Origin of the sequence: Flagellimonas sediminis, from assembly GCF_010500845.1 — a bacterium.
Lineage (GTDB): Bacteria > Bacteroidota > Bacteroidia > Flavobacteriales > Flavobacteriaceae > Flagellimonas > Flagellimonas sediminis.
In genome coordinates this window covers 307,946-323,700 of record NZ_JAAAMI010000005.1, presented here as the reverse complement: position 1 = coordinate 323,700, position 15,755 = coordinate 307,946, and the positions used below count along the sequence as shown (strand labels likewise).

At 42.9% G+C, this 15,755-nt stretch carries 15 protein-coding genes; 9 read left to right on the top strand and 6 right to left on the bottom strand.

Annotated features, from left to right (window positions below; all coding sequences use genetic code 11):
- Positions 1 to 166 precede the first annotated feature (166 nt).
- Entirely contained in the window at positions 167 to 550 is a 384-nt protein-coding gene (locus tag GTK07_RS12290; RefSeq protein ID WP_163635530.1) for a DoxX family protein, read from the top strand.
- A 66-nt stretch (positions 551 to 616) separates the two neighbouring features.
- Positions 617 to 1,633, top strand: coding sequence for a DUF4421 family protein (locus GTK07_RS12285; RefSeq protein ID WP_163635529.1), 1,017 nt, complete (start codon positions 617 to 619; stop codon positions 1,631 to 1,633).
- A gap of 63 nt (positions 1,634 to 1,696) precedes the next feature.
- Here GTK07_RS12285 and GTK07_RS12280 read toward each other — a convergent pair whose 3' ends face one another.
- From GTK07_RS12280 to GTK07_RS12270, 3 genes are all read right to left on the bottom strand, one after another.
- Complete coding sequence (locus GTK07_RS12280; RefSeq protein ID WP_163635528.1) at positions 1,697 to 2,182, bottom strand: hypothetical protein; 486 nt, start codon at positions 2,180 to 2,182, stop codon at positions 1,697 to 1,699.
- Between the two features lie 97 nt (positions 2,183 to 2,279).
- Complete coding sequence (locus GTK07_RS12275) at positions 2,280 to 2,642, bottom strand: hypothetical protein (protein WP_163635527.1); 363 nt, start codon at positions 2,640 to 2,642, stop codon at positions 2,280 to 2,282.
- A gap of 35 nt (positions 2,643 to 2,677) precedes the next feature.
- Positions 2,678 to 4,162, bottom strand: coding sequence for a potassium/proton antiporter (locus GTK07_RS12270; RefSeq protein ID WP_163635526.1), 1,485 nt, complete (start codon positions 4,160 to 4,162; stop codon positions 2,678 to 2,680).
- Between the two features lie 461 nt (positions 4,163 to 4,623).
- Between GTK07_RS12270 and GTK07_RS12265 the strand changes: the two genes are divergently transcribed.
- A complete protein-coding gene (locus GTK07_RS12265) occupies positions 4,624 to 5,379 on the top strand; it encodes a TolB family protein (protein WP_235932788.1) in 756 nt (251 codons plus the stop codon).
- Positions 5,380 to 6,064: 685 nt separating this feature from the next.
- Positions 6,065 to 6,709 (top strand): response regulator transcription factor, encoded by a 645-nt coding sequence (locus tag GTK07_RS12260; protein ID WP_163635524.1) that lies wholly within the window; start codon positions 6,065 to 6,067, stop codon positions 6,707 to 6,709.
- A 73-nt stretch (positions 6,710 to 6,782) separates the two neighbouring features.
- Here GTK07_RS12260 and dnaK read toward each other — a convergent pair whose 3' ends face one another.
- Positions 6,783 to 8,699 (bottom strand): molecular chaperone DnaK, encoded by a 1,917-nt coding sequence (dnaK, locus tag GTK07_RS12255; protein ID WP_163635523.1) that lies wholly within the window; start codon positions 8,697 to 8,699, stop codon positions 6,783 to 6,785.
- Positions 8,700 to 8,928: 229 nt separating this feature from the next.
- Here dnaK and GTK07_RS12250 point away from each other — a divergent pair, with 229 nt between their 5' ends.
- Positions 8,929 to 10,353, top strand: coding sequence for an L-serine ammonia-lyase (locus GTK07_RS12250; protein WP_163635522.1), 1,425 nt, complete (start codon positions 8,929 to 8,931; stop codon positions 10,351 to 10,353).
- Here the strand turns inward: GTK07_RS12250 and GTK07_RS12245 are convergent.
- On the bottom strand, positions 10,350 to 10,829 hold the full coding sequence (locus GTK07_RS12245; protein WP_163635521.1) for a nuclear transport factor 2 family protein: 480 nt from the start codon (positions 10,827 to 10,829) through the stop codon (positions 10,350 to 10,352). The two genes, GTK07_RS12250 and GTK07_RS12245, sit on opposite strands and share 4 nt — an antisense overlap.
- A 71-nt stretch (positions 10,830 to 10,900) precedes the next feature.
- Between GTK07_RS12245 and panB the strand changes: the two genes are divergently transcribed.
- The 3 genes from panB to GTK07_RS12230 all read left to right on the top strand — a co-directional run bounded on the left by panB (position 10,901) and on the right by GTK07_RS12230 (position 12,891).
- Positions 10,901 to 11,719 carry a 3-methyl-2-oxobutanoate hydroxymethyltransferase gene (gene panB, locus GTK07_RS12240; RefSeq protein WP_163635520.1) on the top strand — a complete coding sequence of 273 codons (819 nt, stop codon included), beginning with the start codon at positions 10,901 to 10,903 and terminating at the stop codon, positions 11,717 to 11,719.
- An 84-nt stretch (positions 11,720 to 11,803) separates the two neighbouring features.
- Complete coding sequence (locus tag GTK07_RS12235; protein WP_163635519.1) at positions 11,804 to 12,154, top strand: four helix bundle protein; 351 nt, start codon at positions 11,804 to 11,806, stop codon at positions 12,152 to 12,154.
- Complete coding sequence (locus tag GTK07_RS12230) at positions 12,151 to 12,891, top strand: RluA family pseudouridine synthase (RefSeq protein ID WP_163635518.1); 741 nt, start codon at positions 12,151 to 12,153, stop codon at positions 12,889 to 12,891. Before GTK07_RS12235 ends, GTK07_RS12230 begins: the two co-directional genes overlap by 4 nt.
- Here the strand turns inward: GTK07_RS12230 and GTK07_RS12225 are convergent.
- On the bottom strand, positions 12,881 to 14,425 hold the full coding sequence (locus GTK07_RS12225; RefSeq protein WP_163635517.1) for a hypothetical protein: 1,545 nt from the start codon (positions 14,423 to 14,425) through the stop codon (positions 12,881 to 12,883). The genes GTK07_RS12230 and GTK07_RS12225 overlap by 11 nt on opposite strands.
- A gap of 146 nt (positions 14,426 to 14,571) precedes the next feature.
- Between GTK07_RS12225 and GTK07_RS12220 the strand changes: the two genes are divergently transcribed.
- Positions 14,572 to 15,744 carry a 2-isopropylmalate synthase gene (locus tag GTK07_RS12220; RefSeq protein WP_163635516.1) on the top strand — a complete coding sequence of 391 codons (1,173 nt, stop codon included), beginning with the start codon at positions 14,572 to 14,574 and terminating at the stop codon, positions 15,742 to 15,744.
- The last annotated feature ends 11 nt before the right edge of the window (positions 15,745 to 15,755 follow it).

Sequence of the window (15,755 nt, the reverse complement as noted above, 5' to 3'; positions counted from 1 at the left end):
AGCACCAATAACTGTAAAGTTGATACTGGTCACAAACCTACGCACGACAGCATGAAAATAGTATGATAAATATCACAATTGTCACATATACAAGACTTCAGACTATACCGTTAATATTTAAAAAATCTTCCGACTAAAGGGACAAATCAAATAAAGATCCATCGTCATGAATTTTAAATCCATCCTTAATTTGGCCCTGCGAGTGGTACCCGCAGTCATCTTGTTACAGACCTTGTTCTTTAAATTTTCAGCAGCACCGGAATCCGTTTATATTTTCTCCACTTTGGGCTTGGAACCTTACGGAAGAATTGGACTTGGGATTGTGGAGTTGGTCGTGGCCATCCTCCTCCTCATTCCCAAAACCACTTGGTTGGGTGGACTTTTAGGGGTTGGTATTATGAGCGGTGCCCTTTTTTCGCACCTGACCAAATTGGGTGTTGCGGTACAGGGTGATGGCGGCACCCTTTTCATTCTGGCCTTGATTACTTTTGTGTTCTGTGTGATTCTGCTTTGGAAAAACAGAAAAGATATTCCCTTTCTTCATTTGTAAATAGATGTAATCCCGATAAAAAGAAAAAAATCCGGGATTGCAATTTGCTGTGTATCTTGTGGTTTGATGAGGACCACAATCAATTTTCAGAAAAAATCCCTTTTCTTGGGTTGGACCTGGGGTCTTTGCATGTGGATAGGTGCCATACAAGCCCAGCATGATACTACATATATCATCAATTATGCGGATAAAATTATTCTAAAAGCCAATTTGGATACCCGCACGGATGCTTTTAAGTACAAAAACCGCGAAGATGGGTCCCAACTCTATTTGGTTCCCAATAGCCGATACCGTATGTTCCTTTCTTTGGATTATGAGTTCATCGGGGTGAGCGTTGGCTTGGTACCCAAGTTTTTGGGAGCCAATGCGGATGAGGACCTGAAAGGCTCCACAAATTATACCGATTATAATTTCCGGTTCTTTTTGGGCAAGTGGGTTCAAGGTGTTTCATACAGCAAGACCAATGGGTACTATGTTCGGAATACTTCGGATTTTGTCCCGGGTTGGTCCCAGGGCATCGACCCCTATTTGCAGTTCAATGATCTGAGTAATTCCATTTATGGAATGTCCACTTCCTATGTGTTCAATCCCAATTTTTCATACCGGAACATTGTGTATCAAAATGAATGGCAAAGAAAAAGTAGTGGCAGTATTGTAGCCTCCTTATATTATGATTATTCCATTCTTAAACTGAAAGAAGGAAGTGTGGACGCGGTTGAAAAATTTTTCAACGTCCGTTTGGCCTCTACTTATTTTTATACTTGGGTTTTGCACCAGAACTGGTTCCTCTCAGGAAATATTTCTCCATCAATGGGTATTAAAACCTCAAGATATGAGGCACAAAACACTGATGCTTCCAAGGAAGTGGAAAGGAACAACTATTTAACCAAAAACCTCTCTGGGGGAATCAACTTGGGGTACAGTTCGGAAAAAGTCATATTCGGCATCAATGTAAATGTAAGCGCGGATTGGTACAACGAAGATGATGCCTCTAGCGTGGAGACCGACCAGTTTTATGGTTTGCTTTATGTTGGGTATCGTCTAGAACCGCCCAAAGCTGTCAAAAAGCTGTTCCATCCTTGACCTGGAGATATTTAAAGGCCCCAGGATATTCCCCAGGGCCTTCATTATTTAGATATTACCGCCTTACGCAGCCAAAGATCCATTTATCAAGGAAGTCCATTTTTCAATAAGCTCTATTTCACTATTGATCTGCGAATATTCCTCCGAATTGAAAAACTCCAATCGTTTTGATTCCAAACCTCTGTCCTTAAAATGGAACAAAAGCTCTATCTTATCGATTACGGATTCAGTGCCGTTTTTGGTCCTTATCTTGCGCTTGGTATACTCCGGAACACATTTTTGTACCTGATTTAAAGGGATGGTTGTTCTGACCTCTTGTGTTTTGCCTTTTTTATAAAAGAACACAAGGCTTTTTGATTTGGAAAGACCAATGGCAAATTCCATCCCATAATCCACTATTTCAATGTGGCTATTGTTTGAAGACGCCATTGCGTTCAATCCAACCAACAATTCTTTCTCCTTATTTTTTCTGCTTTTGTTCAATATTACCACAGGCAATACGAACAGGGCTATTGCAAATAGCCCCATGATCGATGTTCCTAATTCCATGGAAATGTATAATTAATTAAAAATGATATAGGTAAAATCCACCTATAAAAAGGTTAAAAGGTGAAGGAGGTATTTTAAATACCCATCCACGGAAAGGTCACCAGAAAAAATGAAAGGGGTATAATAGGTCTATTTTCCGTTGTGCAATGGAAAAACGGAGTGTGCTATAACCTTGTTTGGCAAGTAGGTTTTTAAAATGAAGTATATGCGCCACTTGAATGGCCCATACATGATCGGTATCCCCATTGGCTGGATGAAAGGTAACGGCCTCAAAACTGATTGTGTGGTCCGAAAGCAGACCATGATCAAAGTGGTTATTGAAATCATCCGCCTGAAACCAGCCTTGTGAGTTTTCCTTGGTGGACAAAGAACCTTTTTCCTTGGGATGATAATCCACTGAAGCCAACACATATATGGCCAGTAACAAAAAAACGGATACTATGTTTTTGATTGCCTTCAATGAATATACTTCTAAGCAAGTACAAAAGTACTTATTTAATCCATCGGCAGGTCTTCCTTCGACAAGGAAAGTGAGGTGTACACCTTGTCAAGAACCTCAGGTTTATCTGTAAGGACCACCAACTTATCATTGGCCTCTATTACCGTGGAACCATTGGGGGTCAAATAATTGCCTTCACGTTCGATCATGGCAATAATGGCATTCTTTGGAAAGTCAAGGTTTACTATTTTAAGCCCAACGGAAGGGGTATTCTCCATAATTCTGATTTCCCTCATCAGGGCCTTTGGATGTTCGGTAAGCAGTTCATCCGTTGGGGATAAGGGCTTTGCCTTTTCCGGTAACCCAACTCGCAGCCATTTAGCCACAATGGGCAATGTACTCCCTTGGATGAGCACCGAAGTAAGCGACACAAAGAATACAATGTTGAAAATGGCATCGGCCTTATCAATCCCCGCCAAAAGCGGATAGGTCGCAAACACTATAGGCACGGCTCCCCTCAATCCAACCCATGAAATGTAGAATCGTCTTCGGAGTTTCATCCTGAACGGCAACAACGAAAGGAATACCGCAATAGGTCTGGCCACAAAAATCAAAAACAATGAAATCAACAGCCCAATTCCTATAAATGGGACAATTTGGGAAGGAAACACCAAAAGACCCAAGGTGAGGAACAAAACGATTTGCATGAGCCACGCCAAACCATCGAACATCCGCATGATGGTCTTTTTATGGATCAGGTTTTGGTTCCCAAGATAAACCGAACAGATGTAGATGGCCAGGAATCCGTTCCCCCCTATTCTATCCGTTGCGGAAAAGGTCATGAACATCAGGGTAATGGTAAGAACAGGATATAGTCCCTCAAAGTCCAATTTTATCCTATTGATGACGATCTTGCTCAATTTTCCAAATAGGAAACCGGAAATACCACCAATGACCATTTGCAGCAAAAACAAAGGAAGTACAGACCATATTCCCTTTTCCGGATGTTGTACCAAGGACAAAAAAGCGATGGTCAGTACATAAGCCATGGGGTCATTACTCCCACTCTCCAACTCCAATGTGGGCCTCAAGTTCTTTTTAAGGGCCAAATTCTTGCCTCTGAGTATGGAAAATACCGCAGCCGCATCCGTAGAAGATACGATTGCACCTAACAACAAACTTTCATACAGTCCAAAATCGGTTATCAAATAAACAAAATAACCTAAGCCAACCGCTGTGAGCAAAACGCCTAAAGTAGAAAGAGCTACACCTTCCCTCAATACGGGCTTCACAGATTGCCAACTGGTATCCAATCCACCTGAGAACAAAATGAAATTGAGGGATACCACTCCTACAAACTGGGCAATCTTAGGGTTGTCAAAATTAATGCCACCGATACCATCAGAACCGGCCAACATTCCTATGACCAAAAACAATAGTAAGGTTGGAACACCAAAACGGTAGCTGGTCTTACCTGCTATAATGCTGATAAGCAACAAAACAGAGCCGATCAAGATGATGTTTTCTATGGTGATATCCATTCGTTCTTTCGTAGCTTGCCAGTATGGGACACTTTTTAAGATGAAGACTTCGGATTAACTTATTGCTGTATGTAGCACTTGCCAATATGCCGAATTCTGCGGTAGCGAAGGTACACTAAATTGCCCTATCCACCGTTCCATTTCAGGGTAGTCTGCGCATACCTACCACATAGAAATTCGAGCGAGGATGCTCGTTTATCCGTTCAATAATCCCGTTAACCAGTATACTGGGTGTTTTTAAACCCAAAAAACCATAAAAAATATTCGATAAACTGCACCTTTTTATCGTTAAAATCAAAAACCTATGAAAAATTCATAAGTATTCCCTTAAAATCTTTTTGATCTTTGTCATGTATTAACCCCCAAATCAATGCATCATGACACGTTCAATCTTTTACAGCCTACTAGTTTCAGTTACAGTTTTTGCAAGCCAAAACACTTTTGGCCAAATGGCAAAAGAAATGCTTAATACCATCGAAGGTGGAGTTTCCGCAGAAGAAGGATACGTTCCATCCATGTCGATAACCAAAGACGGCCAAACTGCCTACTTCAGCAAGGCCACTTATCAAAAACCACTTTATGGGGTTTTCTCCAAAAAAGAATTGATCCATGAAATTTATCGTGCCGAATTGGTGAACGGTGAATGGACCAACATTACCAAAATGGCCGTTTGTCCTGAACATTACTCCGCCAAGCATCCTACCGTTTCCGAAGATGGGAAAAGATTGTTCTTCGCTTCCAACATGAAGGGCAGCTATGGAAAATATGATATTTATGTTGCCGATATCAAATCTGATGGCAGCTTAGGAGTATCCAAAAACTTGGGTCCCAAGGTAAACACCAAAGAGGATGAGCTATATCCCAATATTTATAATGGCACCCTGTTGTTCTTCGCATCTGAAGGAAGGGACGGATTCGGTGGTCTTGACCTATATGCCACTCAAGTGGTACAGAACACCCTTACCCCTTCTGTAAACCTTGGAAGCCACATAAACAGCAATAGTGATGAGTATGCCATACAACTGAGCCCTGAAAAGAAAATGGGATTCGTAGTATCAAACCGCGGATTTAACAACACCATATCACAATACACCGTTGCCTACGGACGTTCCAATAAGCAAGCGGACTACAACGATGTTGCGGAAAGCGATAAAGGTCTCCAAACCGTAATAAATGCTGGTTCTAACTATGTGGCCACTTCCTACGAAGACCAATAGAAAACCAAATAACTGACTACACGGAATCGGTCAACTACCTGAAGTGTCAAATGGTGCTGTTTCACATAGCCGAGTATCGAAACACTCATGACCATGATAAGAAAGACAGGGGGAACTGAAAGTCTATCATAGAATGCGGGTTGTATTATTTCAATCTGACCGATTTTACCAAGAATAGGGTGCTGATGGGACGGCACCCTATTTTTTTTATTTACACCCCTACCTATCAATAAGTTATATGTTATTTATCGGACAAAATGCACATTATAACGATATTCCAAAAGTGCAGTTGAACGAAAAACACTACAAAAAATTCTATGGAAATAGAAAAAATTCTAATTTGACTCATGAAATAATACAATCCCAAATCTATTAGTCATGAAAAAAAATTACAACACTCGGAAAAAAGGCATTCCAAAGTCCCATTTGGAATAGCTTCCAAAGAGGTAAACCTACACCTCGACTAAACCCAATTTTTGATTAGATCCCTCTGGGATCGTGCCCGGTTTACCTGGTTAAGCCTTGGTATTTCCATATTGTAAGTTGTTGTTCAACAACACTTTGCATTCCTTTGGTTTTATCTGAACTTAACCTTCCATAGCCGTGGAATGGGCCTGTTTTGCCCAATGCTAACCTTTACTATTGCAATAATGTAAAAGAATTCATCCCCCAAATCTTTCTTATCATGAAAACTAACACATTAAAAATTGCCATCATCGACAATGATGAGGCGCTCGATCCCATTTACAGACTTTATTTTAATGATGAAGTAACCTACGAACTGCACGGTGTTTACAAATCCGTGCATGAACTGTTGTCCAATTTTGGACGTACCACTCCCGACATTATCCTTTGCGAGGCCCAGTTGAACGGCATTTCAGGGATTGATGGTCTTGACTATTTTTACAAGAAGAATGAAGACCTTAAAGTACTGATGATGAGCCAAAAGAACGATTTCAAGCTTATCAAGGAAGCTTTCAGGAAGGGAGCCAACGGATTCCTGATAAAACCATTGACCAAGGAAAGGTTGTTCAATGCCCTGGATGCTTTGGGTCAACATGGTGTGGCCTTGGAACTGGATGTAGCCAAAAAGATCATCAGTTCGTTCCAAACGAAGGGTTACGACACTTTTTCACGAAAGGAAAATGAGATCATTGAACTGTTCACCCAAGGCTTTACCTACAAAATGATTGCAGATAAACTCTGCGTGTCGGCCAGTGCGGTGAATTTCCACATTCAGAACATTTATGTAAAACTGAACGTGAACTCTAAATCCGAAGCCTTGAAAAAATTAAAGGAAATGGAAATCAGACAATTGAATGCGGCTTGATGACTAATTAACTCCAATGAAAAAACCCTGACTTGAGTCAGGGTTTTTTGTTGTTGATTATACTAAATATGGATTATTTCACTTCTTCGAAATCCACATCTTCCACATTGTCACCTTCGGCAGTCGATCCACCTGCTGCGCTTTCCGCACCCGCAGAAGTATCTGCACCGTTGGCCTGGGCAGCATCGGCCTGTGCCTTGTACATTTCCTCGGAAGCTACTTTCCAAGCTTCGTTGATTTTGTTCAAAGCCGGCTCGATCACTGCAAGGTCCTTACCTTCATAAGCCTTCTTCAATTCTTCCAAAGCATCTTCAATTGGCTTTTTCTTGTCGGCTGACAATTTATCACCAAACTCCTTCAACTGCTTTTCGGTCTGGAAGATCATTCCATCCGCCTCGTTCAACTTATCGGCAGTCTCCTTCGCTTTTTTATCCGCTTCGGCATTGGCTTCGGCTTCGGCTTTCATCTTTTTGATTTCTTCCTCGGTCAAACCTGATGAAGCTTCGATTCGGATATCCTGGGTCTTATTGGTGGCTTTGTCCGTAGCAGAAACCTTGATGATACCATTGGCATCGATATCAAAAGTTACCTCAATTTGAGGAGTGCCCCTTGGTGCTGGTGGAATACCATCCAAGTGGAACCTACCAATGGTCTTGTTATCCCCTGCCATGGGCCTTTCCCCTTGCAGTACATGGATTTCTACCGAAGGTTGATTATCCGCTGCAGTGGAGAACACTTGTGACTTCTTGGTCGGGATGGTCGTGTTGGACTCGATCAATTTGGTCATTACACCACCCATGGTCTCAATACCCAAGGAAAGTGGGGTAACATCCAACAACAACACATCCTTCACATCCCCGGTCAAAACACCACCTTGAATTGCGGCACCAATGGCCACCACCTCATCAGGGTTCACCCCTTTGGAAGGTTTTTTACCGAAGAATTTCTCAACGGCTTCCTGTACCGCAGGGATACGGGTAGAACCACCTACCAAGATGATCTCATCAATATCGCTTTTTGAAAGTCCTGCGGATTTCAAAGCCGTTTCACAAGGGGCGATAGTCCGTTTTACCAAATCCTCGATCAATTGCTCAAACTTGGCCCTGGTCAATGTTCTCACCAAGTGTTTGGGGCCAGAAGCCGTAGCCGTAACATAAGGCAAGTTGATCTCTGTCTGTGCAGATGATGATAACTCGATTTTCGCTTTTTCAGCGGCTTCTCTCAAACGTTGAAGGGCCATGGCATCTTTTCTAAGGTCCATGTCCTCGTCTTTCTTAAACTCTTCGGCCAGCCAATCGATGATTTTCTGGTCCACGTCGTCACCTCCTAAATGGGTATCACCATCTGTCGCCAAAACCTCGAATACACCGTCACCCAACTCTAGAATGGATACGTCGTGCGTACCACCACCAAAGTCGAATACCACAATCTTTTGGTCTTTGTCCTTTTTGTCCAGACCATAGGCCAAAGAGGCTGCGGTTGGCTCATTGATGATTCGCTCTACGGTAAGTCCGGCGATTTCACCGGCCTCCTTGGTGGCCTGTCTTTGGGAATCGTTAAAGTAAGCAGGAACGGTGATTACCGCCCTGGTTACGTCTTGTCCCAAGTAGTCCTCGGCAGTCTTCTTCATTTTTTGAAGGATCATGGCCGAAAGTTCTTGTGGGGTATACAAACGACCATCGATATCCACCCTTGGGGTATCGTTATCGCCTTTTACCACTTTGTACGGAACCCTTTCCGCTTCCTTTTGTGATTCTGAGTATTTGTTCCCCATGAATCGTTTAATGGAATAAATCGTTTTGTGTGGATTGGTTACCGCTTGTCTTTTAGCTGGATCTCCCACTTTGATCTCCCCGCCTTCAACAAAGGCAATCATGGATGGGGTCGTACGTTTACCTTCGGCATTTGGAATCACCACTGGTTCGTTACCCTCCATTACAGAGACACAGGAGTTGGTCGTACCCAAGTCTATACCTATAATTTTGCTCATTGTATCTAAGTTATATCTGTTTAAAATTCTATTGTCTTCGGACATGAAATGTCAATGATCGTGCCACGGACAATAATCTGACAAGGTGTCAGCTAATTGAGGATATTTTTTGTAATGCCCTCAAAACATGAATCCGTTTGATCAAAAATCAAAATTGCGCCTTCCCCAATTCGAAATTCTCAATTTTATTAGGTACAACATGTTATATTTGGGAGTGTAAATTGAACCTATGGAATGTATCAGTGTTTTTGACATGCTCAAAATTGGCGTGGGGCCCTCCAGTTCACACACTTTAGGCCCATGGCGTGCCACAGAGCGCTGGATAAGCGAATTGGAAGACGAAGGAGTCTTTGAACAGGTACAATCCATTTCGGTATCACTCTATGGTTCCCTGTCATTGACCGGTAAAGGACACGCTACGGACATTGCGGTGGCCATGGGACTTTTGGGTGCCGATCCTGTAACAGTTCCCATTGACAGTATTTCAGGAAGTATTGACAGGATTAAAAAAGAAGGCAAGATTCTTTTTGATGGAAAATTGGAAATTCCATTCAATTATTCACAGGATATTACTTTTAAAAAGGAGTTTTTGCCCTTTCATGCCAATGGCATCCGTTTTACAGCACAATTGTCCAATGGCAAAATTGTCGAAGAGACATATTATTCCATTGGTGGGGGATTCGTGGTGAAGGAAGAACTCCTCCATTCCAAAGAAAACAAGGAGACGTTCAAAACCTTTCCCTATCCCATTAAAACTGGCAACGAATTACTTCACTATTGCGAGACGGAAAAGAAATCCATTTCAGAAATTGTGATGGAAAATGAACTTTCCTTGAGGTCATCCGAAGAAATTGATCAAGGCCTGCAAAGCATATGGAACACCATGTTGGAGTGCATGTATGTGGGCTGTCACACCCAAGGTACGTTGCCTGGAGGGCTCAACGTAAAGCGCAGGGCTTTTGACCTGCATCAAAAACTGAAGGGAACGGTCCCCTACTCCAATCCCCATGAATGGCTGGAAAGCATTCGCGATACCGAGGTAAAGTTTCGCCAGATCATTAAATGGGTGAGCTGTTTTGCCCTGAGCGTAAATGAGGTGAACGCATCACTGGGCAGGGTGGTCACCGCTCCCACCAATGGAAGTGCAGGGGTCATCCCAGCCGTGCTGATGTACTATATGGTCATCGAAAACCACGACGCCAATTTTGATGACGTGAGACAATTTCTCCTTGTGGCCAGTGAAGTAGGCAGTATTTTCAAGAAAGGGGCCACCATATCCGCGGCAATGGGTGGTTGCCAAGCAGAAATAGGAGTGTCATCCGCTATGGCCGCTGCAGGATTGACGGAACTCATGGGTGGAACACCGGAACAAGTGCTCATGGCCGCCGAAATTGCCATGGAACACCACTTGGGCCTTACCTGTGACCCTATCGGTGGATTGGTACAGGTGCCTTGCATTGAACGCAATGCCATGGGAGCCATAAAGGCTATCAATGCTGCGGAGCTAGCCTTGGATACGAATCCCAAAGACGCCAAAGTGCCATTGGACAAAGTGGTGAACACCATGTGGGAAACCGCAAAGGATATGAGTTCCAAATACAAGGAAACCTCCGAAGGAGGTCTTGCCGTAGGGGTGTTTTTGAGTGATTGTTAGTCCATACAACCTTCTTTCCCCCTAGTGTCTATCAGGTACACAATTTTCCATTCCCCATCAAAATCTATGAGTTGGAAAGAGTCGATACCACAGTGGCTAAACTGACCATTAACCCAAAATTCATAGCCTACCCAGGCATTGGCCATGGTCCGGTCCACTTGAATGGAAAAGGAAGTCAGTTTCTCCTCGAATTTCACACTATCCGGAATACTGAGGATGGATTTCAGAAATCCTGAAAACTCCTCATTCTTGAACATAGTCTTACCATTAGGACCTTTACCCGTTGTCTGCAACACTACATCATCGGCAACTGTTGATTTTATAATTGTGGAATCCTGTTTATGGAAACCCTCAAAAAAGGTTTCAATGACGCCTTTGATCTTTTGTTTGGTTTCTTCCTCTGACGGATTTGGACCCTGGGCATTCATAGTAACAGCTAATAAGAAGAGTATTAGTGCGCTAAGTGTGTTTTTCATTTCTTTAGTTTTTTGATTGAAGTCCAAATTAAACAAATCTGCTTACATTTAGCTGATAAATAACGAGGACAATGTCTGTTGCGAAAAAAGAATACAAAAGGATAACCGTTAAGTCGTTAGTGGAAATGAAACAAACAGGGGAGAAAATCTCCATGTTGACCTCCTACGACTATTCCATGGCCAAGATCGTGGATGCTGCCAATGTGGATGCCATTTTGGTAGGAGACTCGGCCAGTAATGTGATGGCCGGCCATGAGACCACGTTGCCCATAACCCTAGATCAAATGATCTATCATGCTTCTTCCGTAGTCCGAGCCGCCAAAAGAGCCTTGGTGGTCGTAGACATTCCTTTTGGCAGCTATCAAGGTGATTCCAAGGAAGCGCTCCGCTCCGCCATTAGGATCATGAAAGAAAGTGGTGCCCACGCGGTAAAGGTGGAAGGTGGATCGGAAATCAAGGTTTCCATCAGTAGGATTCTGGAAGCAGGCATCCCGGTTATGGGACATTTGGGACTAACCCCGCAATCCATCTATAAATTCGGGACTTATACCGTTAGGGCCAAGGAAGAGGAAGAGGCGGAGAAATTGATGGAGGATGCCAAATTGTTGGAAGAATTGGGTTGCTTCGCCATCGTTGTTGAAAAAATTCCTGCCAAATTGGCCCAAAAAGTTGCGGAAAGTGTTTCCATTCCCGTCATCGGCATTGGAGCCGGAGGTGGAGTTGACGGTCAGGTTTTGGTGGTCCACGACATGTTGGGCATGACCCATGAATTCCATCCCAGGTTCTTAAGACGCTATCTGAACCTTTATGACGAAATGAGCAATGCCATTTCCCAGTACGTAGAAGATGTAAAAAGCAAGGACTTTCCAAACGAGGAAGAATCGTACTAGACTGTTGGACAATTGGATAGTTTGATTATTGGAAAATCAGTAAAAAGATAACATAATAATTTCAGCCTCCTTAAATCAACAAATATGCATCGGTTTAAAGAGCTGGCCATATGGAAGCTGAGCAGGGAATTTTGTTCAGATATCTATGAGGTGACTACCACTTTTCTTGAAACTGAAAAGTTTGGAATCATTAATCAGTTAAGACGGGCTTCTATTTCGGTTCCATCAAATATTGCAGAAGGCTGCTCTAGAAAATCGAACAAAGATTTCTCAAGATTTTTGGAAATTGCAATAGGTTCCATGTATGAATTGGAAACACAACTTCTAATTTCAAATGATCTGGGATTTATCACAAAAGAAAAAGCGCAGGAACTCATCAAAAAACTGAATGGAATCATCAAAATGACCTCAAAGTTCAAATCAACCCTAACGTGAAATCTAACAATCCCGAAACACAACAATCCAACAATCCAAAGATCCAAAGGTCTGACAAATCCAACCTTAAGGTACTTTTTGAGGACAACCATGTTATTGTGATCAACAAGCACGTTGGGGATATTGTACAAGGGGACAAAACTGGGGATGCACCTTTGAGCGATGTGGTCAAGGACTACCTCAAGGAAAAATACAACAAGCCCGGCAATGTGTACTTGGGTGTGGTCCATCGGTTGGACCGACCCACCTCTGGACTTGTGGTTTTTGCCAAGACCTCCAAAGCACTACCCAGGCTGAACAGGTTGTTTTCCGAAGGAAAAACCAAAAAAACGTATTGGGCCGTGGTGAAAAATCCTCCTGAAAAGGAGAGTGACACGCTCACCCATTGGATGGTGCGCAATCCCAAACAGAATAAATCCTATGCCCATACCAAGGAAGTGCCCAACAGTAAAAAGGCCATCCTCGATTACAGGTTGATCAAAAAACTGGATAGTTACTTTTTGTTGGAGATCGACCTGAAAACGGGAAGACACCATCAGATTAGGGCTCAATTGGCCGCCATGGGATGTTGGATCAAGGGTGATCTGAAATATGGAGCGGACCGCAGCAACCAAGACGGCGGGATCCATCTGCATGCCAGAGGCTTGGAACTGGAACATCCCGTTACCAAGGAAACCGTCAAATTTGTGGCACCGCCTCCAAAAGATCCTCTTTGGGATGCGTGCATTAACGGGTAAGGGCCAACGCCTTTTCCCGTATGATCTGTCCTACCGGCTTGTTCTCCAAGTGGCTTTCCAACCATGAAAGGATGTCCAAATACAAAAATGCCCGTTTTTCATAAGGATGGTTTTCGTATTTCTTCAGCTCGTTATATAACTTTTGAAACTCGTTCCTGAGGTCTGAGGGGTAAATCTCCCCAAGGTTTCTCAAGAACTTGATCATCTCCTTCTGAACAGCATGTAAGTCATTCATTTTCAGCAAGAATTTGTAGGTGCTCTTAAGTTGTACTTCCAGATGGTAATCCATGCCGGCCTCGTAATGGGCAACCAAACTCAACACCCGAGCAAAGCACATCAGATCCTCCCGCATTTTGAGGTTTTTGTTCGAGATGATCTTTTTGAGATAAACAATGCAGTTTTTGTTGTCCCCATGGCCAAAATAAAGACACGCGATTTTATAATAGAGCAACATTATATGGTGCTCATCTATTCTTTCCTTGTGTTTTTTGATTCCGTATTCAATGATATTCACCAAATAGAGTCCCTTGTCAAAGGTACCCTCTAAAAAATGAAGGTTCAATTTATTGGTGTTGATATATAAAAAGGCCAAAGATGCGATATTGTCATTCTGTGGAAAATTGGGATCTTCCACCTGTTCATCCAACCGTTCCAAGGTTTCCCTGAACTGGGAAGCATACTTCACAAAAAAGAGGGATTCCAACAAATAATGGTTTCCCTTCAAATAGAACACGGGGTTCAGCGGAATCATTGTTTTGTTCTCATTGAACAGATCCACCCACTTACTGGCATATTTGTAGGCTGACAAAAAGTCCTGGGTTAAAAGACTGTACCACAAATAGGCCTTGTACAACCATAGTTTTTCACGGAAGCCCAAACTATCGATATCGTAATTGGGCAAATGAGCCTCAAAATAATTTTTGACCGTATTAAGGTCTTCATCACTCCGCACATAGCCTACCTTCAACATCATACTGTAAAGTTGAAGGGAAAGATTGGACAATTTACTGGTCATCACATTATGGGCACTGAGTTCCTTGGCCTGTACCGCCAATTCGTCCGCACGATCGGGAATACTTCGGGTGATGTATTGGGTCTCAATTACCTTTTCCAACTCCACAATTTCGTAGGCCACGTTCTTCTCCTCATTTTCTATGGCGAAGCTTTTTGCCTTATCCAAGATTTTCAGGCTTTGCTTATAAAGCCCCTTCTGATAAAGAATGGTGGCAAAATCCAATTGCTCACGAATTTGGATACGCACATTTTGATTCACTGGATTCAACCGTAAACTGACCAAAATTTGTTTATAAAGGTGGGCCTTCAGGTTGGATAACTGCGCTTTTGTGACAATGCCACTGTCCAATATTTGATGCTCATCATACTTCCGCATCTTGTCCAGCAGGTTAAACAGCGCCAAAAACTTCGCATCCGTATTGACCCCCAATCGGCCAACATACAGTTTAAATTGGCGCTTTTCCGATTTGGAAAGCGATTTTATCAGCACGAACAACGCGTCCTTATGGGCATTTGTCATCGTAAAAAAATCAATTTAAAGTATTGTAATTCAGCATTTTAAACTACTCAGTATGTGATTTAACGTTGTAACGAAACCCAGCCAACCTTTCATCTTAGCCCTACCTTCTCTATTTTCGTATATCCTAGAAAAAACAGATTGGAATAATGGGTAAAGATAAGGTACAAATTTTTGATACAACGCTAAGAGATGGAGAACAAGTTCCGGGGTGCAAATTGGACACGGAACAAAAATTGGTTATCGCCGAAAGATTGGATCAACTGGGTGTTGATGTGATCGAAGCCGGCTTCCCTATTTCCTCCCCTGGCGACTTCAATTCTGTACAAGAAATTGCCAAATTGGTAAAGAATGCTACGGTCTGTGGATTGACACGTGCCGTTAAAAAAGATATAGAAGTGGCCGCCGAGGCCATCAAAATTGCGAAAAAACCAAGAATACATACAGGGATCGGAACCTCTGATTCCCATATCAAATATAAATTCAACTCCACTCGCGAGCAGATCATTGAAAGAGCAGTTGAGGCAGTTGCCTACGCTAAAACGTTTGTGGAAGATGTAGAATTTTATGCCGAAGACGCGGGCCGTACGGACAACGAGTATTTGGCCAGGGTCTGCGAAGCCGTGATCAAAGCTGGCGCCACTGTATTGAACATTCCCGATACCACTGGTTATTGTTTGCCTGAAGAGTATGGGGCCAAGATGAAATATTTGAAGGAAAACGTCAAGGGCATAGACAAGGCCATCCTGTCTTGCCACTGCCATAACGACCTTGGTCTTGCCACTGCAAATTCCATTGCCGGGGTAATCAACGGGGCAAGACAGATAGAATGTACCATAAACGGTATTGGGGAACGTGCAGGTAACACTTCGTTGGAGGAAGTAGTGATGATCTTGAGACAACACCCCTACCTAAACTTAGACACCAACATCAACAGTAAATTATTGTGGGATACCAGCCAAATGGTTTCCCAAAAAATGGGGATGCCTGTACAGCCCAACAAGGCCATTGTGGGATCCAATGCTTTCGCCCACAGTTCAGGGATCCACCAAGATGGGGTGATCAAACAGCGTGAAACCTATGAAATCATCGACCCAAAGGATGTTGGCGTCAGTGAATCATCCATTGTTCTGACAGCCAGAAGCGGACGTGCCGCTTTGGCCTACCGTGCCAAAAAAGTAGGCTACGAGCTCACCAAACTGCAATTGGACGTAGTCTACGAAAACTTCCTGAAATATGCTGACCGCAAAAAGGAAATTGTGGACAACGATATCCATGAAATTGTGGAAACCAGTAACATTGGCATTCAAAATCTTGCATAAACAAAGGTCTT

Bases quoted from the DNA above. Each gene is read 5' to 3' on its own strand.
- GTK07_RS12290 (WP_163635530.1), top strand. From the start codon at position 167: ATGAATTTTAAATCCATCCTTAATTTGGCCCTGCGAGTGGTACCCGCA.
- GTK07_RS12285 (WP_163635529.1), top strand. From the start codon at position 617: ATGAGGACCACAATCAATTTTCAGAAAAAATCCCTTTTCTTGGGTTGG.
- GTK07_RS12280 (WP_163635528.1), bottom strand. From the start codon at position 2,182: ATGGAATTAGGAACATCGATCATGGGGCTATTTGCAATAGCCCTGTTC.
- GTK07_RS12270 (WP_163635526.1), bottom strand. From the start codon at position 4,162: ATGGATATCACCATAGAAAACATCATCTTGATCGGCTCTGTTTTGTTG.
- GTK07_RS12265 (WP_235932788.1), top strand. From the start codon at position 4,624: ATGCTTAATACCATCGAAGGTGGAGTTTCCGCAGAAGAAGGATACGTT.
- GTK07_RS12260 (WP_163635524.1), top strand. From the start codon at position 6,065: ATGAAAACTAACACATTAAAAATTGCCATCATCGACAATGATGAGGCG.
- dnaK (WP_163635523.1), bottom strand. From the start codon at position 8,699: ATGAGCAAAATTATAGGTATAGACTTGGGTACGACCAACTCCTGTGTC.
- GTK07_RS12250 (WP_163635522.1), top strand. From the start codon at position 8,929: ATGGAATGTATCAGTGTTTTTGACATGCTCAAAATTGGCGTGGGGCCC.
- GTK07_RS12245 (WP_163635521.1), bottom strand. From the start codon at position 10,829: ATGAAAAACACACTTAGCGCACTAATACTCTTCTTATTAGCTGTTACT.
- panB (WP_163635520.1), top strand. From the start codon at position 10,901: ATGTCTGTTGCGAAAAAAGAATACAAAAGGATAACCGTTAAGTCGTTA.
- GTK07_RS12235 (WP_163635519.1), top strand. From the start codon at position 11,804: ATGCATCGGTTTAAAGAGCTGGCCATATGGAAGCTGAGCAGGGAATTT.
- GTK07_RS12225 (WP_163635517.1), bottom strand. From the start codon at position 14,425: ATGACAAATGCCCATAAGGACGCGTTGTTCGTGCTGATAAAATCGCTT.
- GTK07_RS12220 (WP_163635516.1), top strand. From the start codon at position 14,572: ATGGGTAAAGATAAGGTACAAATTTTTGATACAACGCTAAGAGATGGA.